The sequence below is a fragment of the Mycoplasma phocimorsus genome (genome assembly GCF_030077875.1).
Lineage (GTDB): Bacteria > Bacillota_I > Bacilli_A > Mycoplasmatales > Metamycoplasmataceae > Mycoplasma_H > Mycoplasma_H phocimorsus.
In genome coordinates this window covers 127,017-153,449 of sequence record NZ_JASEJT010000010.1, presented here as the reverse complement: position 1 = coordinate 153,449, position 26,433 = coordinate 127,017, and the positions used below count along the sequence as shown (strand labels likewise).

At 25.4% G+C, this 26,433-nt stretch carries 18 protein-coding genes and 1 other RNA gene; 7 read left to right on the top strand and 12 right to left on the bottom strand.

The window, feature by feature from the left end; all coding sequences use genetic code 4:
- Positions 1 to 255 precede the first annotated feature (255 nt).
- The 7 genes from QMA87_RS03195 to QMA87_RS03165 form a co-directional block, all read right to left on the bottom strand.
- Positions 256 to 1,341 (bottom strand): ABC transporter ATP-binding protein, encoded by a 1,086-nt coding sequence (locus QMA87_RS03195; RefSeq protein WP_283823950.1) that lies wholly within the window; start codon positions 1,339 to 1,341, stop codon positions 256 to 258.
- Positions 1,341 to 3,047: a sugar ABC transporter permease gene (locus QMA87_RS03190; protein WP_283830446.1), complete on the bottom strand. Its 1,707-nt coding sequence runs from the start codon at positions 3,045 to 3,047 to the stop codon at positions 1,341 to 1,343. The genes QMA87_RS03195 and QMA87_RS03190 overlap by 1 nt, the downstream gene beginning before the upstream one ends.
- 1 nt (position 3,048) lies before the next feature.
- Positions 3,049 to 5,994, bottom strand: coding sequence for a carbohydrate ABC transporter permease (locus QMA87_RS03185; RefSeq protein WP_283833861.1), 2,946 nt, complete (start codon positions 5,992 to 5,994; stop codon positions 3,049 to 3,051).
- Positions 5,994 to 6,458: a hypothetical protein gene (locus tag QMA87_RS03180; protein ID WP_283827235.1), complete on the bottom strand. Its 465-nt coding sequence runs from the start codon at positions 6,456 to 6,458 to the stop codon at positions 5,994 to 5,996. Before QMA87_RS03180 ends, QMA87_RS03185 begins: the two co-directional genes overlap by 1 nt.
- Positions 6,458 to 7,057 carry a hypothetical protein gene (locus QMA87_RS03175; RefSeq protein ID WP_283823954.1) on the bottom strand — a complete coding sequence of 200 codons (600 nt, stop codon included), beginning with the start codon at positions 7,055 to 7,057 and terminating at the stop codon, positions 6,458 to 6,460. The genes QMA87_RS03180 and QMA87_RS03175 overlap by 1 nt, the downstream gene beginning before the upstream one ends.
- A gap of 25 nt (positions 7,058 to 7,082) precedes the next feature.
- The gene (locus QMA87_RS03170) at positions 7,083 to 8,846 is read right to left on the bottom strand and encodes a hypothetical protein (RefSeq protein ID WP_283830448.1); all 1,764 of its coding nucleotides are present in this window, start codon (positions 8,844 to 8,846) and stop codon (positions 7,083 to 7,085) included.
- Positions 8,847 to 9,046: 200 nt separating this feature from the next.
- Complete coding sequence (locus QMA87_RS03165; protein WP_283823956.1) at positions 9,047 to 9,511, bottom strand: Sua5/YciO/YrdC/YwlC family protein; 465 nt, start codon at positions 9,509 to 9,511, stop codon at positions 9,047 to 9,049.
- A 69-nt stretch (positions 9,512 to 9,580) separates the two neighbouring features.
- Between QMA87_RS03165 and QMA87_RS03160 the strand changes: the two genes are divergently transcribed.
- The 4 genes from QMA87_RS03160 to QMA87_RS03145 are packed head-to-tail and all read left to right on the top strand — an operon-like array spanning position 9,581 to position 14,896.
- Entirely contained in the window at positions 9,581 to 10,921 is a 1,341-nt protein-coding gene (locus tag QMA87_RS03160; protein ID WP_283827233.1) for a glycine--tRNA ligase, read from the top strand.
- 12 nt (positions 10,922 to 10,933) lie between these two features.
- Positions 10,934 to 12,847, top strand: a complete 1,914-nt coding sequence (gene dnaG, locus QMA87_RS03155; protein WP_283823958.1) for a DNA primase — start codon at positions 10,934 to 10,936, stop codon at positions 12,845 to 12,847.
- Between the two features lie 2 nt (positions 12,848 to 12,849).
- Positions 12,850 to 14,136, top strand: coding sequence for an RNA polymerase sigma factor (locus QMA87_RS03150; protein WP_283830450.1), 1,287 nt, complete (start codon positions 12,850 to 12,852; stop codon positions 14,134 to 14,136).
- Positions 14,129 to 14,896 (top strand): Nif3-like dinuclear metal center hexameric protein, encoded by a 768-nt coding sequence (locus QMA87_RS03145; protein ID WP_283823960.1) that lies wholly within the window; start codon positions 14,129 to 14,131, stop codon positions 14,894 to 14,896. The genes QMA87_RS03150 and QMA87_RS03145 overlap by 8 nt, the downstream gene beginning before the upstream one ends.
- Before the next feature lie 360 nt (positions 14,897 to 15,256).
- Here the strand turns inward: QMA87_RS03145 and QMA87_RS03140 are convergent, their stop codons facing one another.
- Together QMA87_RS03140 and QMA87_RS03135 are read right to left on the bottom strand one after the other, a co-directional pair.
- Positions 15,257 to 16,078 carry a hypothetical protein gene (locus tag QMA87_RS03140; protein WP_283833860.1) on the bottom strand — a complete coding sequence of 274 codons (822 nt, stop codon included), beginning with the start codon at positions 16,076 to 16,078 and terminating at the stop codon, positions 15,257 to 15,259.
- 583 nt (positions 16,079 to 16,661) lie between these two features.
- A complete protein-coding gene (locus QMA87_RS03135; protein ID WP_283833859.1) occupies positions 16,662 to 16,898 on the bottom strand; it encodes a hypothetical protein in 237 nt (78 codons plus the stop codon).
- A 570-nt stretch (positions 16,899 to 17,468) separates the two neighbouring features.
- On the opposite strand from QMA87_RS03135, the gene parE reads away from it, so the two are divergent.
- The gene (gene parE, locus QMA87_RS03130) at positions 17,469 to 19,388 is read left to right on the top strand and encodes a DNA topoisomerase IV subunit B (protein ID WP_283833858.1); all 1,920 of its coding nucleotides are present in this window, start codon (positions 17,469 to 17,471) and stop codon (positions 19,386 to 19,388) included.
- Complete coding sequence (locus tag QMA87_RS03125; protein ID WP_283833857.1) at positions 19,378 to 21,936, top strand: DNA gyrase/topoisomerase IV subunit A; 2,559 nt, start codon at positions 19,378 to 19,380, stop codon at positions 21,934 to 21,936. The genes parE and QMA87_RS03125 overlap by 11 nt, the downstream gene beginning before the upstream one ends.
- Positions 21,937 to 21,977: 41 nt before the next feature.
- Here the strand turns inward: QMA87_RS03125 and QMA87_RS03120 are convergent, their stop codons facing one another.
- The 3 genes from QMA87_RS03120 to QMA87_RS03110 form a co-directional block, all read right to left on the bottom strand.
- Positions 21,978 to 22,454 carry a variable surface lipoprotein gene (locus QMA87_RS03120; protein ID WP_283823965.1) on the bottom strand — a complete coding sequence of 159 codons (477 nt, stop codon included), beginning with the start codon at positions 22,452 to 22,454 and terminating at the stop codon, positions 21,978 to 21,980.
- Between the two features lie 183 nt (positions 22,455 to 22,637).
- Positions 22,638 to 22,918: RNase P RNA component class B (gene rnpB / locus QMA87_RS03115), an RNA gene on the bottom strand.
- A gap of 85 nt (positions 22,919 to 23,003) precedes the next feature.
- Entirely contained in the window at positions 23,004 to 24,641 is a 1,638-nt protein-coding gene (locus QMA87_RS03110; protein ID WP_283833862.1) for an amino acid permease, read from the bottom strand.
- A 135-nt stretch (positions 24,642 to 24,776) separates the two neighbouring features.
- Between QMA87_RS03110 and argS the strand changes: the two genes are divergently transcribed.
- Entirely contained in the window at positions 24,777 to 26,399 is a 1,623-nt protein-coding gene (gene argS, locus QMA87_RS03105; protein WP_283833856.1) for an arginine--tRNA ligase, read from the top strand.
- The last annotated feature ends 34 nt before the right edge of the window (positions 26,400 to 26,433 follow it).

Genomic DNA, 26,433 nt, shown 5'->3' with positions numbered 1-26,433 from the left:
TGCAGTTTAATATATTAAATTTAGACATACTTAAATTATAGCATACAATGTATATTTAAAAAATAAAAAAAGGATATATTTATATATCCTTACTAAAAATATATGGCTTTAACTTGGAAACTCAGGAGTTTATTTAAGTAATTAATAATTTTTAAATTTATTGATTACAAAATTATTAAAAATATGTATTGCTTTAAAAGTGTTAATAATATATTTATAATAAAAAAACACTGGAAATACCCAATGTTTTTATAATTAGTTAATACGTTTTTCACTTTCCGCATCAAAGAAATGGAGTTTAGAGGTGTCAAATTTTAATAAATATTTATTTCCAACTGTTAAATCTTGACCAGGCGCCATAGTAACGACGATATTGTTATCTACTTCAAATATGAATTGTCCTTGCTCCTCTTTACCTAGTATTTCATGTAATATTAATTCAACTTCTACATTTGATTCTTCAGTTTTTGAAGTTAGGCTAATATTTTCTGAGCGAATACCAATATATAATTGGTTATTTTCATAGTTTTCAAGTAACTTTTGTTGTTCTAAACTTAATTTAATTATTAAACGACCATCAAGTGAAAGTGTATCGCCTGATTTTTTAACTTTCAAAATATTCATTGTTGGTGTACCAATAAATTTAGCAACAAAAATATTGGCTGGTCTTTCATATAATTCTCTTGGTTTTCCAATTTGTTGAATTACTGAAGCATTCATTAAAATAACTCTGTCAGCCATTGTCATCGCTTCAAGTTGATCATGTGTAACATAAACAGTTGTAGTTTTAAGTAGTTTATGAATTTTAACAATTTCACTACGCATGTTTTCACGTAGTTTTGCATCTAAATTTGATAATGGCTCATCCATTAAGAATAGCTTAGGCTTTCTAGCTATCGCTCTACCTAAAGCTACACGTTGTCTTTGCCCTCCAGAAATATCTCCCGGCTTATTTGAAAGATATTCTTCAATTTTTAAAGTTTTAGCAACATAATTAACCCTTTTGTCAATTAAGTCTTTTGGTTCATGTCTGATTTTTAAGCCAAAAGCAATATTATCATAAACATTGTAATGTGGATATAAAGCATATGATTGAAAAACCATAGCAATATCACGATCTTTGGGAGAAAGACCATTAACACGAATATTATCGAATAGTAAATCTCCTTTAGTAATTGAGTTTAATCCTGCCAACATTCTTAAAAGCGTAGATTTTCCACAACCAGAAGGTCCTAAAAGAGCGATGAATTCTTGATCATCTATCTTAAAGTTAATATCTTGAAGTGTGTAATTTTCACGTCCTGCATATTTTTTGGCAATATTTCTAAATTCTATTTTCATTATTTCACTGCTCCTTTAGTTAAACCTGATACTAAAAATTTTTGCGTTAGTATAAATAAGATTGTTAGAGGAACTGCTGTAATTATAGCTCCAGCTAAAAATTCATGTTGTAAAACAGTTCTACCTGTAATTAAAGAAAATAATCCAGCAGCCATTGTATATTGTTTAAGAGCATCAGAATCTGAACCAAATAATAATTTAGGTAAGATAATGTCTCCAAATGGACCAATAAATGATCATAATGCTACAATTGCAATCATTGGTTTTGCAAGTGGTATTATAACCGTTGTAAATACTTTAATAGTTGAAGCGCCATCAATTTTTGCTGCTTCATCAAGGTCAACAGGAATTGAATCAATATAACCTTTTAATATAAATGTATTACCAGTTAACCCGCTGCCTGTATAAATTATCGTTAAGAAAATAATTGATAATATTTGTTTGTTAGATGATGATGGTGATACTTGAACAAAGATTTTTCAAAGCACTAAGATAGCTGCAAGCGCTGCTACTGATGGTACCATTTGAATAATCATTATTGCCATAATAGATTTTTTTCTTCCTGGAAATCTAAACCTACTAAATGCATAAGCAAGTAATAATGTAAATCCAACAGTAAGAGTCATTGTAGAAGTAGCAATTATTATTGAATTAGTTAGTCAATATCTAAATTGTGTACCTATAAATAAATTTTCATAATGGAAATATCATGGATTATTTAATCCATTATTAGGTACCGCTGTCAAGTATTGAATAGAATTACTATCAAATGATTTAATAATCATTTGCACTAATGGCGTAATAATTATTACCGATCACATAATTAAAAGTGCATATGAGATAACTAATTTAATTATGTCAAATAATGTAATTGGTGGCAAGTCAGATAATCTTATGTATTTACTTGTTTCACTTAAGTGAGTTAAATAACTATCACAATTTATTATTGGAGAATTAATAATAGTTTCTTTTAATTCAAGATATGTATTTGCATTAATAAAACTTACATGTTCATAATCAATAATTTTTGCTAATGAATACTGATTTTTTTGTTTTAAATAAAATAAAGATTCATTTAATAAAATTTGTGATTTCGCAATTAGTCAGTAAATATTATGAGGAATTTTGACAATTTGTTCTACATGTTTTTGAATTATGTCAACTACTTTTTGTGTTAAATTTCAGTAAAAATTTCTTTGAACATCTACTTCAAAATCAACTACATTTTGTTTTTGTAACATTAATTCTTTTTTTGTTTCAATTAATTTTTTTATATCTTCCTGTCATTCATTTGACATTGTTGAAACATGGGCCAAAATTAATTTTTCAAATATATTATTTAATTTAAGTGTTTTATAGCGAGCATTTGAAGAAAGCGGTAAATAGCTTGAGTATAAGGATAAAAGTTTTACCATTAGAATGATAGGTTCATTATTACTATTGGTAGCTAATATTTCTTGTGTATAAATACTTAAAGCATTTTTAGTATCATTTTTAGCATTAAATACTTTAATTGCTCTTAAATCATTTCTTGAAATTACTTTATTATGTTCTTGATTTTCTAAAAAGTTATTAATATATTCTTGATATTTATTTTTTAATTTTATTTGGTAAGCTTTAGCATATGAATTGGCAAGAGGATTAAGTTTTCTTATTAAACGAGATAAAAAAGATAATTTATTATTTTTAGTCATTTTACTTTCCATATTATTCCTCTTTCTTAAATGCTTTTGTTCTTAAGAACATAATTAAACTTAATCCAACAATAAATACTGACATAATCATTGTAAATGCTGAAGCTAAACCAATTTTCGCGTTTTCTGCTGTTGTTATTTTAAATATTAATGAAATAATAATATCTGTTGCTCCTGGTGAACCTTCTCCAATAAATTCACTTGGCTGTGGATCTCCACCTGAAAACATGAAGATTAATCCAAAGTTATTAAAGTTAAATAAGAATTGTCCAATTAATAATGGAGCAATTTGTTGAAGAATAAGTGGTGCTGTAATTTTTGAAAATTTTTGTTGTTGTGAAGATCCATCAATTGAAGAAGCTTCATAAAGATCTTCAGGAATCCCCTTTTTAATACCACTAACTAATAAGAAAACATATGAATGACCTAATCATACTTGAATTGAAATTAAAAGAATTCTCATAATATGATAGTTAGAAGCAAAAGCTACATTTGAATGAAAAAATTCATTATAGTATGTTTGTGTACCAGCACCAACAAATGCTGCTTTAAAAAATAAAATTGTAGCAAAAGCTGGAACACTTCAAGGTAAGATAAATATTAATGATCAAAGTTTTTTAGCTTTCATTCTTGGGTTATCAACAATAAGAGCTAATAATGTTCCTACAACAATAGTAATAATTGTTACTGAAAATGTTCATATTAAAGTTCATGAAGTTACATAACTAAATGATCTACCTGATGAACCTGTAAATAAATCCTTAAAGTTATCAAAACCTATTCAATTAAGTGGATTTGATGGAGGTTGGTGACCTTTAGCTCCATAATTTGTAAATGCAATTAAGATTGTTGCTATTAATGGAAGAATAACAATAAACATAATCATAATAAATGCTGGTAATGAAAATAGTAAAGGCAACCCTTGTCCTTTTAAGAATTTAATAGTATCTCTATTATTTTTTTGTCTATATCCTAATTCTCTGAGCTTACCACTTCTATATGCATCTGCACTAGCACTAATAGCAATTAGAATTCAAAATACAATAAATATAATTGAAATAATGCCCTCAATAATTCTAATTCTTGGATCGTGATAGTTAATACCAAAACCACCACCAATATCAATAGAAGGCGATAAATTTCAAAATCCGAAGATACCATTTAATACTCCAGAAATTTCTACAGTTTGAGGAAGAGGGTAAGCACCAAAAATATATGGCACTAAAATTATGTAAAGAATTAATGAAATTATTAAGAAAATTCCACCTTTTAATCATTCTTTATTTATTATTTGTCCTATCCCAGGAAATAAGAAACTTGCAATAGTTGCTAAAGAAGCACTCCCCTTTTTAGCTTTAGTTGGAATTTTCTTAATTTCGTCATCTATAGTTGTTTCATTAATTTTTTGGACTTTGTCTAATTCTCTTTTTTCTTCTAAATAAGAAAATCTTAAACGATCTTTAAGTGAATAGTATTCATCATTTAAAATTACAGCTCTAAATGATGTTTTAAATTTGAATTTTAGTTCTTCTAATTTATTTTTTTTAGCTTCTTTTGTTCAATCAGAGTTTTTAACTCATAATACTTTTTCACGATAATCATTTAAAAGTATGTGTTGCTGATTTTTAATTTTATCTTTATTAGGTACTTTTGATTCAAGTTTTGATTTAATTATTTCTCTATTTTGAGCAAAACGATCCATAATTTTTGCTTTTTCTAAATAAGTATCATAATTAAGAGTTAACTCAATTAATTTTTCTGCTTGGGTAAAATTAATTGTTTTAATACATTTTTTAATTTTTAAAGCAGCTGATTTTAATTCTTTAAAGAATTTTTTATTTTTTGTTGTAATTTCAATAAATTCAATATCAAAATCACCATTTTCATACTGAGTTTTAATTGAATCTAATCCACTAAAGTTATTTAATGATATAAATTGTGAATTAGCTTTTTTTAGATCATTTAATAAAAGTATAATACGCTCTTCTGTTAAATTTTCAATTAGTATTTTTTTATAAATAAAGAAAGAATTATGAGCCAATATTAAGTCATTAGTATATTTTTCTTCATTTACTTGAAATCTTTCAACAATATTATTAATTTGACTTTTTGTTATATTAAATTTTTTAACTATTGCATTTCTTTTAGTATTTTTTATTTCAGATATATTTAAAATATCGTTAAATTTTTTAGATTTGACTAAAGATATTATTTCTTTTAAACCCAAAATTTCTGAAACAGGATCACCATAAGAATTTAAATAAATATCATTATTTCTAATAAAATGAAGTGCTGATATGTAATCTTTTTTTGCATTTAAAATAGCATTTTTATATTTTGTTTCATTTTCTATTAATGATAATTTATTTTCTTTTTTAATTTGTTTTAATTCTAAATTTAATTTTTCTTTTAATTTTTTGATTAATTTAATGGTTTTATTTTTTCTTGATTCTTCCGCATAAAAATACTTTTCTTTTAAATTTTTTATTTCCATTTGAAATTCTTGTTTGTATTTTTTAATACGATCTTTATTTTGAGTATTTAAAAGTGCTTTTGAGCTTAATTCTTTTAAGGAATTAATATTCTCTTGTTCATTTGATTGAGAAAATATTAATGTTTCTAGTTGATTTTTTTCAATTGCATTTTTAAGCTCTAATTCAACATTTTTGCCATCAATAATTTTTACTAAAGCTTTTTCTTGAGCTATTTTATATTCAAGCTTAGCTTTTTGTTTTTTAACTTCATTTCAATAAAGTCTTTTTAATGATTTTAAAACCAAAATTTCATTTTTATATTCTGTTGAAGCTATTCTATTTTTTTCTTTTAAATCAGTTTTAATTCTTTTTTTAACAGATTTATAATGATTTGTTAAAGAAATTATCTTTTCTTTTATTTTTATATCTTTAACAGCCTTAGTAGTTTTATTATCATTTTGTTGTAATACAGAAATCAAACTCATTAAATCACCTCCTCCTGTTGTAATACATCTAAAAATTCATTTTCATCAATTGGACATTTAATTAAAATGCCGTTTTCTTTTTGAATGAAAGTAATATTTTTTAAATTATTATATTTTCTTTTATATGAAAAGCCATCATATTCAAATTCCAACATTCCCATATTTACAATTTCTTTCCCATTAGAAAATGGATTAAAAAAGAAATTTGCTTTTGTTATTTTTTTATTTTCTTTTATAGCATTTTTTATTAGATTTTTTTCTTCGCTATTTAGTTCGGCTTTTCATGCTGCTAAAAATTTTGATTCTTCTTGAGATAAATCCCATTTTTCTTCTAAAAGTTTAATATCTTTATTCATTAAAAGTTGAAGATATTTATGAAGATAAAAGCTTCTAAGTGTAATTCCACTAATTAAAGTAAAATTTTTGTCATGTTTATGACAATAAAGAATTAATTTTGTTGCCATTACACTCACCTTGTTTTATTTTTTTGGTAAAATTTGTTTTGATTCAATAATAAATAAATATAAAATGTTATTCCTAATAATAATATAGTTACTATAGTAGTAATAATTTGTGTTGCTAATGATGGATTACCAATTACTCATGTTCCAACTAACTGTAATATGAATATTACTGTCATAAATGTTGTAAATACATAACCAATACCAGCTTTTACAAATCCATAATATAAATATCCAGATATTGAAATTCAAATCATCATTGACATACCTAATTGAGTTATTGTTTTAACTCTTAAATCAGATAATGCACTAGCTTTTAATCTTTCAATTAAATCTTTAAATTGGAATAAGTCTTTCATATTTTGAAATTGACTATTAAAGTTTTCTCCATATTGTTTAAGGATTTTTTCTTCTATATTGTTAGCAGCAAAATAACTTACTCAATATTGCTGCATATAAGAATCTAGATATTTTTTATTATAACTATTATTTATTAAAAAAATAATTGCATTAAATGTCGTAAGAATAACAATCAACGAGATTAATGCAATTATTGTAAAGAATAATCATTTTTTAACTTCAATTTTAGTCTGATTATTCATAATTTATATTAATTTTTGCTTCTGATTAAGCTTTAACTTCAGTAGCTTTTTCCATTTCTGGTTTTTTCTCGTCCATTTTAGCTTCAGGCTTTTTTTCTTCTGGTTTAATTTCTGGTTTTTTCTCGTCCATTTTAGCTTCTGGTTTTATTTCCGGCTTAACTTCAGCTTCAGATTTTTTCTCTTCTGGTTTCATTTCAGGTTTAACTTCAGCTTCAGGTTTTTTCTCATCCATTTTAGCTTCTGGTTTTATTTCAGCTTCAGGTTTTTTCTCTTCTGATTTTTTCTCATCCATTTTAGCTTCTGGTTTCATTTCTGGTTTAACTTCAGCTTCAGGTTTTTTCTCTTCTTCTTTTTTATCAATGTAAGCTAAATTAATTTCTTCAGCAAATTTTGCTCAAAATTGATTAAAATCTTTAAATTCTGATGAAAATCCATTTTTATCTCATGCATCTCAGAAACCTCCGCCAGGCCATGTAGGTTGTTTAACATTGTATCCTGCTTGTTTACCTACAGCTGATAATGTTCCTGAAAAGAATGATTCAACAGCCTCTTTAAATCCTGGAACTTTAATTCATTCTTTCATATCATGTAATGTATTTTTAGCATCACCAGGGATTTGTAATTTCATATCTTCAGCAGCTACTTTAGGTTGAGCATCTTTAGCTCCTGAAATTTTTCCGCCTTGTGCAAATCAATCTGATGCAAACTCTGCACTTGTTAATAATGAAGCAAATTTATTAGCTAATCTTGATTTGTTAGAAGCTCTTTTAATATCATTACCTTTTAATAAAGCGGCTTTGTTAATTGAAAAAGCTCATCCACCCTTAAAGTGTCTTAATTGTTGATTTTTATATGTAGGTAATTTTGCGGCTCTAAGTTTTTTAAGCATTTCAACTGCTTTAGGTTTATCAGCATCAAAAGTTTTCATAATACGTGAAATAACTTCTTGAACAATTCATGGTCCATCAATTATTCCTTGAATTGACCCATCAGCAATTCCTTGTCTAATAGCTTCATCTCTATTGTTGTTTGTAGCAATTCTTTGTAATGCCCCACCTGATTTTTTAAGTGAAACATTATAATTGTATAGCTCTTCCATTAGTTTTTTAAACTCTGGATTTTTTAACATTGGTGATGCTTTAGATAATTTACTTCCCACTCATTGTTTTGCAACATCTTTATCTGTCATTGAGAATAATGTATTAGGGAAGATTGATCCATGTCACATATTATTAAATTGTGCAGCAAATTTAGTTTGAGTTGGATCTGTTGTTAAAATTTGATCAATTGACTCAATACCATTTGGAAATTTTTCTATATTATAAATTGTAAAAATTGATTCAACATTTAATGGATATCCTCAGTATTTTCCATTAATTTCTACTAATTCACTATTTTCGCCATATTGTTCTAAATCTTCTTTTTTAATTTCAAATAATGAACCTTTTGATACTAAGCTATCAAATTTATCTAATGCTGTAGGAAAAATATCAGCTGCTTCAGCAGGATCTTTCACAATGTTATTTTCAATGTATGATCCAGCTGTACCATTTTCTAGTTTAACAATTTCAATTTTTGATTGTTCTTCAGGTGTTAATTTTCCTAGTGCATTTGTAATAATCTTTTCTCATGCTTCTTCAATAGCAATTTTTACTTTGCCATTAAAGTCTAGTGAAACGTTTTCTTGAGGTTTTACAGTTTTGTTTCCACAACTTACTGCAATTGCAGAAATTGCTCCAAGTGATGCAAATCCCGCAAGTTTTAGTAATATCTTTTTGCTTTTTGTCATTTTAACTCCTCATGTTATTTTAAAAAATGTTATATAAAATACATTAGTCAAATTATGAATTGAGTTAATGATTTAATATATAACAGTTTAATTATAAGTAAGCTAATGATACGAAAACGAAAAAATGTATTTATGTGGAAAAATATGGAAATATTATTTTATATTAAAAAAATATATTTTTTAGATACTAATATTTGAAATTATCTATAAAATATTTTTTTATTTAAATCATATATGGAACTAGGATTATTTGTAATATTTTCAGGCTCAATTTTGACAAAATTACTAATATTTTTAAAAACTTTTTTTGCTTGTTTTAAACTTAAAGTTGGCTCGCCACTTATATTGGCTGAAGTAAGATACATAGGACCATTTTTAAGTAAAAAATTACATAATTTTTCACTATTTGGCATTCTAAAACCTTGATTATTTACAATAATACTATGTGCTCCTGGTCAATTAATTTTTGCCCATTTACTTGCTTGTTTATTTCATTGTTTAAAGCTTTCAGCTTGTTGAATACTTCCTACTAAAATCATAATTTTTTTTTCTTTATTTCTGTTTTTTGCTGCATATAAATCATCAAGATTACAATCATTAAAAAAACATCCAATTCCACACACAGTATCAGTTTCTACTAGTCAAAGTTTTTCCCAGTTTATCATAATAATTAATTATATTATTTTATAATAATATATAATGTAAATAATTATTTTTAAATTAGAGGAATTTTTATGGATAATCAAAGTAAAAATATGAATGAAATTATTGCCCATTTAAAACAAATGGGTTTTGTCTTTCAAGGGTCTGAAATTTATGGTGGTCTTTCAAACACTTGAGATTATGGACATCTTGGTGTAATACTTAAAGAAAATATTTATAATTATTGAAAAAACAGATACGTTTTGAAAGAAAAAAATAATTTTTTAATTGATACAAAGATTTTAATGCATCCTAATGTTTGAAAAACTTCAGGACATTTAGATAATTTTAGCGATCCACTTATTGAAAACAAAATTAATAATAAAAGATATCGCGCAGATAAGTTGATTGAAGAATATAATAAAGAAATTAATGTTGAAGCAATGAATGATGCTGATATGTACAATTGAATTATAAAAAACATTAAAGTACATGAAAATTCAAAATGTGAATGACTTCCAATTAGAAAATTTAATTTGATGTTTGAAACCGCACAAGGAGTAGTTGAGGGAAGTAAGTCAACTATTTATCTTAGACCGGAAACTGCACAAGGTATTTTTATTAATTTCAAAAATATGCAAAGAGCAACTAGAGCCAAATTACCAATGGGGATTGCTCAAAAAGGAAAATCTTTTAGAAATGAAGTGACACCGGGTAATTTTATTTTTAGAACAAGAGAATTTGAACAATTAGAACTTGAAATATTTTGTGAAGAAAAAAATGCTAATGCAATTTTTAATAAATATATCAAAAAATCATGAGAATTTTTAACTGAGTTGGGAATAAAAGAATCTTCAATTAAAACTAGAATTCATGGAAAAGAAGAGTTGGCACATTATTCTTCAGCAACAACTGATATAGAATTTAATTTTCCTTTTGGTTGAGGCGAACTTATGGGAATTGCCAATCGCACAAATTTTGATTTAACATCTCATTCAAAAGCTACTGGAGAGAATTTATTTTATTTAAATGATGAAAATCAAAAAATTTTTCCTCATGTAATTGAACCTTCAATTGGTCTTGATCGTTTAATGCTTGCAATTATTTGCGATGCATTTGAAACAGAAGGAGATAGAATAATTCTTAAATTTGATAAAAAAATTGCTCCTTATAAAGTTGCTATTTTGCCACTTACAAAAAAACAATCTGAAAGTGCTTATAAAATTTATGAAGAACTTTCTTCAAAAGGCATACCAACAATTTTTGATGAATCAGGATCTATTGGCAAAAGATATCGTAGACAAGATATGATTGGTACACCAATTTGTATTACTTATGATTATGATTCTAATGATGAAAGTGTAACATTGCGTGATCGTGATACTATGGAACAAAAACGTATTAGTATTAAAGATATTTACAAATATTTATAAAAGGAGCTTTGAATGAACAAATATGACGAAATAAAAATTGCTAATGATATTGTTGAAGTAATATCGGATTATTTAACACTTGATAAAAAAGGCAATTCTTATAAAGCTATTTGTCCATTTCATGAAGATACTTCGCCTTCTTTTAGTATTGAGCCTAAAAAACAAATTTATAAATGTTTTGCTTGTGGTGCTGGAGGCGATGTTGTTAAATTTGTTAAAGAAATTGAAAATATTAGTTATGAAAAAGCTCTTGCAAAATTAGCTCAACGCGTTAATATTATTTATGAAGAAAATACTAAAGAAAAAACATATGTACAAAGAGCAAATTATAATGAAGAACAAATTGAAGTTCTTCGTTGTTTAAAAAAAGTTTTTAATTATTATTTTGATCAATTATTTAATGCTCCACAAGCTCAAGAATATTTAAAATCGCGAAATATAACGCAAGAAATAATTAATACCTTTCATATTGGTTTTGCTAAAGGCAATGATGCAATTAATTTTCTTAAAGAGCAGGGTTTTAGCTCTGAAGTTATTTATAAGGCGGGTTTAACCAATGAAAAGGGAAATGCAATTTTATGAAATAGAATAATTTTTCCAATTAAAGACGCTTTTGGATACATGATTGGTTTTAGTGCGAGAACTATAGTTAATAATGAAGCAAAATATATAAATTCAAAAGAAGGTATTGTTTTTCATAAATCATCTGTTTTATACAATTTTGATAAGGCGCATATTCAATTATTTGAAAATGGATTTAATAATCCTGATAAAGAACTTTATGTTTGTGAAGGAATGATGGATGTGATTGCTCTTTATAGAGCAAACATTAAAAATGCCGTGGCTTTAATGGGAACAGCTCTTACCCAAGAACATGTTAATCTTCTTAAATTTGCTAAAAAAGTTATATTATTTTTAGATGGAGATACAGCAGGTATTAAGGCTGCATTTGGTGCTGCTAAACTATTAACATTAAATTATATTGATACGCAAATTGTTTTTAATAAAGAAAATAAAGATCCAGATGAAATTATTAATGCTTATGGAGAAGAAAAACTTCATTCTATTATAAAAACTAATTTAGTTAAAGGAATAGATTTTATCTTTGAAACATTAGCATTCGAAAATGATTTGGCATTTAAAGATGCTGAAGGTAATACAACTTATAAACGTAGTGGCGGCATTACACAATCGCTTAATTTCTTTAAAGAATTTGATAAATATCTTCAAAGAATTAAATCTAATGAAGTAAAAGAAACGTATTATAAAATTTTAAAAAATGTTTTAGGCATTGACCCTTTAAATTTTAAAGATCAAAAAAATATTACAAATAGAAAAGCAACATTTGAAGAATTAACTAATCAAATTAATACTACATCTTCTGAAATCATAAATTCATTTAGAGAAATTTTGATTTATTTTTTAATTTTAAATAATAAATTTCTTAACTTTATTTTTTCAGATTCGAATAATCAAACGACAAGTAAATTATTTGAAGAAAATATGTTTATTCAAGAATCGTCAAATAAATTTAGAAAAAAATTTATTCAATTAGAAGCATTTAGAGATAGTATCAATGATGATCAACCTATTCAAAGTGAAATTCAAAGCTTAATTAATAAAATTAAATCTGAAGCTCAATCATTTTATTTAAAAAACGAAAATGTTTACTTTAAAAATAAAATAGGAAATAAGTTGAGAATTTTATATGAAGATGTTAACACATCGCAAGATGAAGATGTTTATAATGAAACTAAAAGAATGAGTGATTTTATTGAATTATATTACAAGGCTTACTTAGAGAATTTACAGGAATTGATAATTAAATATTCACAAATAAAAGACACAAAAAGAATTATTGAATTAAAAAGAAAAATGAACCAAATAAAAGAAAAATTAAAACAGCAAATAGAGATGCAGGAGTAAAAATGGATATTAAATATGAAAAAATTATTAGCGATTTAGAAAAGATTAAACAAAAAAATAAGGGAAACTTATCTCATGAAGATGTTCATGATTACTTGGAAAAGAAAAAATATAGTTTAGATGATGAAAATCTTGATGATTTATTTGAGTTATTAACATCAAAAAGTTTAATTAAATATGAAGCAGATACTGATGATGAATTACTAGTTGAAGAAGATGATGAAGATCTTGTTAAAAGCGTTTTAGATGAAGAAGAGCCCAATTTTGAATCTGAAGAAGATTTTATAGTGAATGATGATGATTCAGATTTACTTGATGATGATAATTTATTAGATTTTGAAGAAGATGAAGAAGAAATTGCTACTGACGATAAGAAAGAAAAAAGATATAGCAATAAAAAACTTTCAAATAAACTAACAGAAACTAATGATATTGTAAAATGATACATGCGTTGAATTGGTAAGTATGGAAAATTACTTACAGCTGAAGAAGAAAAAGAATTAGCAGTTAAAATTGAACAAGGAGGAAGAAAGGGAAGATTAGCTCGAGAAAAGTTAATTAAAAGAAATCTTAGACTTGTTATTAATATTGCTAAAAAATATAAAAGTAGAGGATTAAGTTTTATCGATCTTATTTCAGAAGGAAATGCTGGGATTATTAAAGCAGTTTCAAAATATGATTTTCATAAAGGATTTAAATTTTCTACATATGCAACATGATGAATTAGACAGGCAATAACTAGAGCAGTTGCTGATCAAGCTAGAACAATTAGAGTTCCTGTTCATATGGTAGAGACAATTAATAAGGTAATTCGTTGTGAAAGAGAATTTCAACAGGAAAATGGTTTTATGCCTACTGATGATCAAATAGCAGCTTGTGTAGGAGAAGATTTTGATGCTGAAAAAGTACAATACATCAGAAAAATCAATATTGATCCAATTAGTTTAGATAAAAACGTAGGTAAAGAAAATGATACTAGCTTTTCTGATTTTGTTAAAGATGATAATATTCCTTCACCTTTAGATTTTGCGGCTCAAAATGAATTAAGTGATATTATTGATGATCTTCTTAAAGAAAGTCTTGAAGAAGAGGAACAAGAATTAATTAAACAAAGATACGGAATAGGTTATGATGAATTTGGTAATAAATTCCGTGTTCATTCACTTGATGAATTAGCTGAAGAGAAAAATGTAACTAAAGAAAGAATTAGACAAATTGAGGCTAAAATTATCAGAAAAATGAAAAGCAATACCAATAAGAAAAAACTCTTAAAAAATTATTATGAATAAGCTAAAAAAACAATCTGTAGTAGATTTTCTTTTAGGAAAATATCCATTAAACACTCAAGAAGAATGAGATAAAGCTGGTTTTAGCTTTAAAAATAATTTAAATTATAACATAAAAGGTATTCTGACTTGTGTTGATATCACAACAGAAGTTGTTAATTACTGCATTAATAATGATATAAACTTAATAATTTCACATCATCCTTTTATTTTTGCCGAAACAAAACAAAAAGACATATTGCAAAACCCTTATAAAAAGCAAATAATAAATTTAATTAATCAGCATAAGATTACAACATTATCATTGCATACTAATTATGATATTGACAACGAGGGAACAAGTTTTCAAATTGTTAAATTATTAGGATTTTCACCATTTTTAATTCTTAATTATGCTGTAATGTTTAAGTTAAATAGTAATATCAATATTTTACTTTCGGCTTTAAAAAATAATTTTAATGTTGAAAATACGCGAAGTAATTTCCAAATAGCAAAAAGTTTTGAAAATGCTATTTTACTTTCAGGTAGTGGTGATTATAATCAAATTGTAAGTTTATCAAAACAATACAAAAATTCTCTTTTTATTTCTAGTGATTTTAAATGGAATGAATGAATAGGCTTTAATCAAATGCAGATTGATGTTCTCGAAATTCCTCACCTAACAGAAGAAGTTATGGCTATTGATATTAAAAAACAACTTGAAAGTAAATTCTCTATCAAAGTACACTTTTTTAAACAAAAGGAAATTTATTTTAATAATTAATGTTATATAGATATTAAATATTACTTGGAAACTGCCCAAAGGCAGTTTTAATTTCAACTTTTTAAAAAAGTAAAATATATTATTTAGGTTTAAATTATAAGCCCTAAGTTTTTATTTTAGCGTTAAAAGCCAAAAATTCAGCATATTTAATCATTGTTTTGTTTTTCTATATATTGCAAATTATAGTAGTGTTAATAATACTATGTTGTATTTTTTTATTCTTAAAATCTTTATGCCTTTTGGTATATTTAATAATTTATAAATATGCTAAATAGTCATATTTATTAGAAACCTTATTTATAAAATAAATTAATTAAAAAATTTACCATAGAGTTAACTATGAGTGCATTTTAAAAAAATTTATTTATTTTGTTTATGGTATTTTTTTATATCCTCAATATGAAATGTTTTAAGCATTTCTACATCAGACTCAATTCTATCGAGTCTATTAGTAATTTCAACGTGATTAGTTTTAATTAAAGCTAAGATTTCAGCCTTATCTTCTTGACGTTGTTTTTCAGCTTCAAGTTTATCTAAACGACGCATTTCAAGTATTTCATTTTTAAATGAAATAAGATTTTGATTCATCTCAGCCTTATCTTCTTGACGTTGTTTTTCGGCTTCAAGCTTATCTAAACGATGCATTTCAAGTATTTCATTTTTAAATAAAATAAGATTTTGATTCATTTCAGCCTTATCTTTTTGACGTTGTTTTTCGGCTTCAAGCTTATCTAAACGACGCATTTCAAGTATTTCATTTTTAAATAAAATAAGATTTTGATTCATCTCAGCCTTATCTTCTTGACGTTGTTTTTCGGCTTCAAGCTTATCTAAACGACGCATTTCAAGTATTTCATTTTTAAATGAAATAAGATTTTGATTCATTTCAGCCTTATCTTTTTGACGTTGTTTTTCGGCTTCAAGCTTATCAGTCTTACGACTAATTTCAGAATCTTTGATTGCCTTTAAAAGATCTTTTTTAAATTCTTCAAATTCTTTTCTATTCACATTTGCTCCAACAGAAGATATTTCTTTAAAAGTATTATAACTTACTAATGTGTGTTGAACATCATTTTCATCATAAATTAATATATATTCATGATTTTCATACAACTTCATAATATTTTCATGTTGTTTTTTGGTAATTTTATTAGCTAGTTTAAATGTTTTGTGTAATTCCATTTTTTTATCTCTTTTCTGCAGGATTTTTATCCACACTAAGTAATAGTCAAAAAACAACTAAAATTTTAAAAAAGGGAAAAATTTAGAAAAAATGCAGTATAAAGATTATGAATTTAACATATTATCAGCTTGAACATTAAAAATTATAATGAAAAAATTTAAATCTAATTATCAATAATTAATTACTAGATAGCACTTATAATTATCAATATTAAATATTTTTTTAATTATTTAATAAAATAAAAATAGTAAAGTGATTTTTGCTTTACTATTTACGTTTTTTATTAATATATTTTTAGAAAACGAAGTCATTATTAATAGTAAAACTTATTGATTCATTATTATCATTTTCATTTCATATTAATACTTCATACACTTTATAAAAAAAATCTGTTATTTCTTGTGTAAATCTTTTAATTAATTTATCATCCTTTTTGCTAAAGGAATTTAGTTTTTTAACAAAAAATGTTTTTTAATATTTTTATCAAAATTTAACACGCCATTTTTTAATGATCTTATATATAAAGTAGTAAATAAATCTTTTTTTAGCACATATTCTTTGATTCATTGAGATATTTTTTCTTTAAAATTTTTTTGCCATATCAGAAATGCTTTTATTGAAAGCGGCGTTTCCTGTCGTCATCTTAACTCTATCAGAATAAGAACTTGAATTTCAGTATATCATAAACTGCTCGATTATTTCAGCTTTCATGTATTCAGTATTTGAGGATTTTATACCTTGCACTAATTCGTTTATTTCATCTTTTGTAAGTGTTTCTTTGGTAATTAAATGCTGATTTAAGGCTTTTCAAATATACATAACATCTATATCAGTGGAATCAGATAGACCGGCTTCAAATTTCAAGTCATCATTAATTTCAATTTTATTATTTTTCAGTCTTTCTCTATATTTTCTATAAAACTCAGGGAAGAAGTTATGGGAATTGATATTAAAATCAAATTGAAGAAGAATTTAAAATTAAAGTTCATTTTTTTAAACAAAAAGAAATTTATTTTAACAATTAAGTAAATTATTAATTTACATCATAATTATTTGTTATGGTGTTTTTAATTTATTTTTTTTCTTTAATATAGTATTTTGTATATTCAAAAAATAATGTTTTTATTAATGTACATAATATTTTTATAAACATATCTTGTTTAATTTTAATTTATTATTTTTATAATTATATTTAATTCAAAATTAAATAATTACTGTAAATTTTGGAAATTTAAATTTATGTATTCTAAAAGTTTTTATTTAAATTCTAAAATAAAGTAAAATAACATTTTTCATTATTAATTAGCATTATTTATGACACTTTGATATGTTATTAATATCTTGATTTTATAAGGTTTTAAAAATTTTAAAATTGTTATAATTAAAATTATGAATAACAATTATAACGAAAATAGCATTAAAAAATTAGAAGGTCTTGAAGCTGTTAAAAAAAGACCAGGTATGTATATTGGTTCAACAGATGTAAATGGGCTTCATCATCTTATTTGAGAAATTGTAGATAATTCAATTGATGAAGCTTTAGCTGGCTACGCCAAACAAATTAAAGTAACACTAAAAAAAGATAAAAGTGTTATTGTTGAAGATGATGGTCGAGGAATTCCTGTTGGTAAACACTCAAATAATAAGTCAGCAGTTGAAGTAGTATTTACCGATTTACATGCTGGTGGTAAATTTTCAGAAGGTGCTTATAAAACTTCTGGCGGACTTCATGGTGTTGGTTCTTCTGTAGTAAATGCGCTTTCAAGCAAATTGTCAGTTGAAGTTTATCGCGACAAAAAAATTTATTTAACGCAATTTGAAAATGGAGATAACATCACTTTTAGAACAAAAGCAATTGGAAATACAACAAAAAATGGAACAAAAGTTCAATTCTGACCTAATTATGAGATTTTTAAAAGATCAAGTTTTAGCTATGATTTAATTTCAGAGCGTTTAAGAGAGCAATCATTTTTAATTGCCGGATTAAAAATTGAATTAGTCGATGAAATCAATCAAAGAGAAGACATTTTCCATTATGAAAATGGTGTCAGCGCTTTTATAGGTTTTATGAATGAATCAAAAAAAGGAATTACACCGATTGTAACTTATGCAGAAACTGATAAAAAATATAATATTGAAGTTGAATTAGGTTTTCAGTATACTGATAGCTTCAATGAAACTATTATCTCGTTTGTTAATAATGTTAAAACAAGAGATGGTGGTTCTCATGAGATTGCATTAAAAAGTGCTTTAACAAAAACATTTAATGAATATGCATATGATAAAAATATTATTAAAGGTAAAAATAGTTTTGATGGGGAAGATATTAGAGAGGGTATTACCTTTATTATTTCCTTAAAAGTTCCAGAAACAATTTTGGAATTTGTTGGTCAAACCAAAGATAAGTTAGGTACTCCAGAGGCTAAAGGAGTTGTTGAAGAAATTACTTCTAGATTTATAAGAACATGATTAAATGAACATAATAAAGAAGCTACTATTATTTTTAATAAAATAAAACATGCCTTTGATTCAAGAATGGCAGCAAGAAAAGCAAGAATTGAAACAAGAACTGCTAAAAATAAATTAAAAGAAAAACAAATACTTTCTGGCAAATTAACTCCTGCTCAATCAAAAAAAGCTGAAGAAAGAGAGTTATTTTTAGTAGAAGGTGATTCTGCTGGTGGCAGTGCAAAATCAGGAAGAGATCGGCAAACTCAAGCAATTTTACCATTAAGAGGTAAAGTTTTAAATACTGAAAAAACTAAACTTACTGATATATTGAAAAATGAAGAACTTTCAACAATTATAAATACGATTTCAGCAGGAATAGGAAAAGAATTTGATATTAAAAAGTCAAATTACGGAAAGATTATTATTATGACTGATGCCGATACTGATGGTGCTCATATTCAAATTTTACTTTTAACATTTTTCTTTCGTTATATGTTACCTCTTATAGAAAATAAAATGATATATATAGCATTGCCGCCTTTATATAAAATAAAAGCTAAAAATGAAATTTTATATGCATGAGATGAACAAGAATTAAAAGATAAAACTGCAAAACTAAAATCATATGAAATTCAAAGATATAAAGGATTAGGAGAAATGAATGCTGATCAGTTATGAGAAACTACTATGGACCCTAAAACAAGAACTTTAATTCAAGTTGGTATAGATGATGCCAATATTGTCGAAAGGCGTGTATCAACTTTAATGGGTGATGCAGCTGATAAACGTAAAGAGTGAATAACAAATAATGTTAATTTTTCTTTAGAAGATGATTTTGAGGTAACAAATGAAAAATAAATTTATAAATCAAAATATTATTAATCAATCTCTTGATTTAATTATGAATGATCGCTTTGGAAGATATTCTAAATATATTATTCAACAAAGAGCACTTCCTGATGCGCGTGATGGATTAAAACCAGTTCAAAGAAGAATTTTATATTCTATGTTTGAACTTAACTTAACAAATGATAAACCATTTAAAAAATCAGCTAGAGTAGTTGGTGATGTTATTGGTAAGTATCATCCACATGGAGATAGTTCCATATATGAAGCAATGGTTAGAATGGCTCAAAGCTGAAAAATGAATGTTCCGCTTGTAAATATGCATGGTAATGTTGGTTCTATCGATGATGATCCTGCTGCTGCCATGCGTTATACTGAAGCTAAACTTTCTAAAATTACAAATTTAATGTTAAATGATTTAGAAAAAAATACTGTGAAGTTTACTCCAAATTTTGATGATTCAGAACAAGAGCCTACCGTTTTACCTTCTATAATTCCTAATTTACTTTTAAATGGCGCTAAAGGAATTGCATCTGGATTTGCAACTGATATGCCACCTCATAATTTATCTGAAATTATTGATGCTACTATTGCTAAAATTAAAAATCCATCAATAACAACTAAAGGTTTAATGAAACATATTAAGGGTCCAGATTTTCCAACAGGAGGAATTATTTATGGTATTAATAATCTTGAAAAAGTTTATGAAATAGGTAATGGTAGAATTACATTAGTTGCTAAAAAAATTTTTAGCGGAGATAATAAAAATAAATATATAGAAGTAATAGAAATTCCTTACGGCGTAATTAAATCTAAACTTGTTTATGATATTGATAAACATATTCAAAGTGGTGAAATTTCTGGTTTAGTTGAAGTTAAAGATCAAAGTGATAGAAATGGTATTTCTATTCTTATCACTTTAACTAAAGAAGCTGATCACGACTCTATTTGAAACTTTTTGGCCTCAAAAACAGAATTACAAGTTTATTACAATGTTAATAATGTTGCTATAGTTGAAAATGCACCAAAACTTCTTTCACTAAATAAGTTACTTGATTCATACTTAAATCATGTAATAGAAATAAAATATAAAACTATTAATTTCGATCTTGAAAAATCATTAAAAAGACTTGAAATTGTTAATGGTTTTATTAAATTATCTCAAATTTCAAATGAGGTAATTGAAACCATTAGAAACAGTAGTAATTCAAGATTGGGTGTAATTAATTCTTTAATTAAAATTCATAATTTTACTGAAAATCAAGCAAAAGCAATTGCTGATCTTCGTTTATATAAACTTTCATTAACTGATCAACAAGCTTATTTACAACAAAAAGAAGAATTGGAAAAGTCAATTACTTTTTATAGAAATTTACTTAATGATAAAGCAGAATTTAATAAATGATTAATCTTCCAACTTCAAGAAATAAAAAAAGAATATGGATTTACTAGAAGAACGCAAATCGAAACAGATGAATTTAGTTCAACATATAATAAAATAGATCTTCTTAAAGTTGAAGAAATATATATTGGTTTAAGCTCACATGGTTATATTAAAAAGCTAACTAAATCTAGTTATAATGCCAATGAAATAGAATCATATAAATTAAAACCAGATGATTTTCTTGTTAATATAATTAAGACAAATTCAACATCTAACTTATTATTATTTACTGATCATGGTAGATATGCTAATGTTCCAATTTATAAAATTAGCGAAACTAAATGAAAAGATTTAGGGGATCATATTTCTAATCTTATTGATATACATTCAGGCGAATCAGTTATTTCAATGATAGCAGTAGATGATTTTGAATCTGTTAATTATATAGTTATAGCCACTAAATATGCAATGATTAAGAGAATTGCTCTTAAAGAACTTCAAACATCTAGAACAAACTTAATGAGTATTATAAAACTAAAAGAAAAAGATTATGTAATTGGAGCTTGTGAATCTAATAATGAAATGAATATTCTTCTTATTTCAGAACAAGGTAATTGTAATAAATATTTTGAAAGTGATATTCCTATATATGGTAAAAGCGCGCAAGGAATAAAAGGTTGCAATTTGAAGAAGAATGATTATATTTCAGTATTAGCTCTTGTTAAAAATAATATGGATGTATTATTTATATCAAATATATTTGGACTTAAAAAAATAAATTTAGCAAATATAGAAAGTGCTTATCGTCAAGTTATAGGTAAAAAATTATTTGAACAATCTAAAACTAAAAAACATATTATCACTTTAGCCAGTGAGGTAAATTCTAAAGACAAAGTGATATTTAGGGCTGATGAAGTAAATAATGTTATTAATACTAATGCGATTTTACCTACTTTAACTTCAGAAAAAATGAGTAAAATTATGATCAAAAATATCATTGGTGCAACTATATTAAAAGATAATACGATTTCTAGTTCAGTAAAAAGAATTTCTAAACCAATTAATATTAAGCAAATAAATATTAATAAACAACAAGAAAAACAAATTGATGACAAACTTTTAGAAATAGAAAGTTCAATAAACTTTAATGAACTTGAAAAGAAACTTAAAATTTAATAATAAAAACTTGCATTTTGTAATGCAAGTTTTTATTCATTTTATTGTTTTTTACTAAATGTTTTTTTGAATCAGTTTTTAATTTTTTGTCATGTTGAAGCATTTTGTTCAGCAATAATTCTTGCTTCTTCAGCTAATCTTTTAGCTTCTTTTTCAGCAGCTTCTTTTTCAGCTTTTTCTTTTTCAATTCTAGCTTTTTCGGCAGCAATTCTTGCTTCTTCAGCAGCTTTTCTTGCCTCTTCTGCTTTTCTAGCTTTTTCAGCAGCTTCTTTTTCAGCTTTTTCTTTTTCTTTTCTTGCTTCTTCAGCTAATCTTTCAGCTTCTTTTTTAGCTTTTTCTTGCTCAATTTTTGCTTTTTCAGCAGCAATTCTTGCTTCTTCTGCTTTTTTAGCCTCTTCTGCTTTTCTTGCTTCTTCAGCTTCTCTTTGTGCTCTTGCTGCACTGCTACATGAAATAGCAACAACAGGAACAGCAACTAATGAAGCTGTTGTTAAAGAAAGTAATAATTTTTTTTTCATATATAAACCTCCGTTATTTAAATAATAATAAATTATATCATAAAACATTTCTATTTAAAATTTTAGATAAATTGATCTAAAAATGACAAATTTTGATAATTTTAGTAAAGGTTCTAATAACATACCAATTTTATTAATCATTTCCAAAAATAAATAACAAAAAGCACCATTATGATGCCTTACATCTATAAGCCGCGTTCTGTACCCTTACGGGCGCTAATAATTTATCTAATATTATTTAATAAAATAATACTTCATTCATTTCTTCAATTTGATTTGAATGATTCCCCTACCAAAATTTGGGTTTCTTGCTTGCGGAGTTTACCTCGTTTCATGTTTCTCGTCTCTGTGGCACTAGTCGTACTATGCTCAATTTTATTAGAATTGACACAAACACTACCATCATCGCAGATGGTGCAAGCGCGGACTTTCCTCTACACTATGTGCAGCTATTAGCCGATGCTTATTAATTATATTTAAGAAATAATTTTTTTAATAATTTTATTTATCTTTTATCTAAATCTAAATAAATACAAAGTCTTAAATAAATTAAGACTTATGTTTTTGATTTTCAGAAAGCAATTTTCATTTTCATTTTCTATATTCTTTAAGAGTTATAAATCTTTTTCTAATAAAATAATTTTCTATTTCTGTTGGAATAAATGAAAGCCCAATATAAATAAGAAGAACAACAACTAAAGAAATTTTCGAAATAATTATTTCCGTACTTGGATTAGTATTTATTAATAAAAATAAATCAATTATTGGAGCTATAACAATAACTATCGATGATAAAAAAACTATTGCTACACTAATTATTGCTGATGGCATAAAATATTTAGTTTTATGCTTAATTTCATCTTTTTTCTTTATTCTATTTTTAATTGCTCCTGTTATAGAAAATCCTATAAAAACAAAAGTGAATAAAGCAGTTCAATTACCAATTAAATCGCTAAATACAATTAGCTTAGTCATGCCCTCTGAACCATAAATAAAAATTTTAATACCATCTTTATAATATCAATATTGTCCTTCTTGACCAATTTGTGCATATCCTAATACACCTATTATTGAAAAAATAATAACAATAGGTATAGTTAATTTCAAAATATATTTAACTCCATATCAAGGTTTATCAAAATTTAATTTTCCTATTGCTTTTTTTCAAAATGGTAATTCACCTTTTGAAAGGAGATTTTCAATATATCTTGGCCCTCAAAGCGAAAAACCATTTAATATTCCTAATACACCAATAGATAACATGATATTAATAATTCCAAGAATAATATTAGTTGCATATTCAGACTTTAACAGTTTATTTAAATAAGGTTGAATACCATTTAAATCCCCACCTGTTATAGAAAGCGAAATAGCAATTAATAAATAAATAACTGTTGTAATTATTAATCCAATTAAAAGAGCCATTGGTGCTTTTTTAGGATGTTTCATTTCAGTAGAAATACCTGAAACTACAAAGAAACCATCATATGCGAAGAAAATTCCTGCTATAGATAAAAATACACCAAAAACTGCTCCTATATTCTCAAATGAAGAAATACCATCAATAGGATTATTAGTTACATAATTAGTATTTGTAGCAATACTTAAAGCATCTTTATCTATATTATTGCTTACCATTAATGTAAAGCCAATAATAATAATTAAAATGACTGGAATAAATTTAATTGATGTAGTAATAATATTTTGAATATTACCTAATTTTGTAAATATAGCCGGAACAATAATGTAATAGCTAGTAATTACAAGAGAAATTAAAGTTCAAATTATTCAATCTATATTATATGAGTGTATAACAACGTTAAAAGTATTTACGCCGCCAGAAAGTAAACCTATTCCACTTTGAAGTGAAATAATTGCATAAATTGGCATAAAAAAGAATGTAAGAGGAATACAAATATATGCAACAAAGTTTTTAGCTGCTTTATAAATTGTTCTTGAGTTAAAAACTTTATTTCAACCTACAAATGATAAATTATCATTTCTAATACTAGAAATTTCAATTAAAGCAAGAGCCATTGTTATAATAGCAACAGCCGCTATTATTCATGAAAAAATAGCTAATATCAATGAACCATGAGAATAATTAATAACGCTTTTTGCTTTAAAAAAGATTCCAGCTCCAATTGCTCCACCAAAAACAATCATCATTGCTGAGAAAAAAGAAATTTTTTCTTTTGTAGTTTTACTTTTTATAATAATCTCCTTTCTTAATAATAAATATTATTAATTATATAAGATAAGAACTATATTCACCTTATTTATAAAATTAATTTTCAATATAAAAGTGCTAAAATTTTATTTATGAATAATATTAAAATAAATAATCTTATACTAAATGAATTAAAAATTATTGCTAATAAATTAGGAATAGAAAAAATACCTGTACTAATTGATTCAAGAGGGCATGGTGATTTTACTAGCAATATAGCAATGGGAAATAAAAAAGATCCTATTATTCTAGCACAAGAAATTTGTGCTTTACTTGAGCCTAAAAAAGCTGAACTTTCTATTGATAAAATCGAAATAGCAAAACCTGGTTTTATTAATTTTTATTTAAATAATAATTATATTGCCAATGCTCTTAAAAGTATTGTTAACTTAAAAGATGAATATGGTAAAGGAAATAAAAAAGGTAAAGTTAATGTCGAATTTGTTTCTGCAAATCCAACGGGTTATCTTCATGTTGGACACGCTAGAAATGCAGCTATAGGAAGTGCAATTGCAAATATTTTTGAATTTGCTGGCATGGATGTTACAAGAGAATATTACATTAATGATGCTGGTGCTCAAATTAATATTTTAGCTGCAAGTTTATATGCTAGATATCAACAAATTTTTGATGAAAATTTTTCTATGCCTGAAGAATGTTATAGGGGCGAGGATATCATTTGAGCGGCGAATGAGTTTTATAAAAAATATAATGATAAATATAAAAATATACCTTTAAAGAAAGAAGTTTTAAAGCTATTTAAAGAAGTGGGACTTTCTTTATTTCTTAATGAAATAAAGAAGGATTTAGCTAGATTTAATGTATTTTTTGATAAGTATTTTAGCGAAAAAAGTTTATATGAAAATAATGAACAAATTATTAAAGATACACTTTCAAAGTTAAAAAACACGTATCAAAAAGATGGAGCAACTTGGTTAAAAACTACTATTCATGGAGATGATAAAGATAGAGTTTTAATTAAAGAAAATGGTGAGTATACATACTTTATGCCTGATATTGCTTATCATAATATTAAATTTAATGAAATTGGCAAAAATGGAATTGTTATGAATATTTTAGGTGCTGATCACTCGGGTTATATTAAACGTATGCAATGTGCTATGAAGGATTTAGGTCAAAATGAAGAAAATTTAAACATTCTTTGCATGCAACTAGTAAGATTGATTAAAAATGGTGAAGAATTTAAAATGTCAAAAAGAAAAGGTACGAGTTTCTTTTTGAGGGAATTTATTGATATAGTGGGTGTAGATTCAGCTAGATTTATTCTTCTTGATCGTACATATAATACGAAATTAGATTTTGATATTAATATTGCGACTTTAAAAACTAATGATAATCCTGTTATTCTTGTACAATATGCTAATGCTAGAGCATTCTCATTATTAGAAAAAGCAAATTATACTTATACTGAAAACATCAATACAGATTGCTTAAGTGCTAAAGATATTCAATTAACTAAATTAGTACTTGAATTTCCTGAAATAATAAAAAATTCAGCTGAAAAACAAACAACTAATATGTTGACACAATATTTAATTAAACTTGCAAAAGAATTTAATTCATGATATTCTAATTCACCTAAAGTAATAGAAAGTGAAAATGCTGAAACACTGTTAATGATTGTTAAGGCAGTAAATATTACTATAGAAAATGGTTTAAGAGTATTGGGAATTAGTATTAAACATAATATGTAATAAAAAAATATTATTAAAAAATAAGAAAAAAATA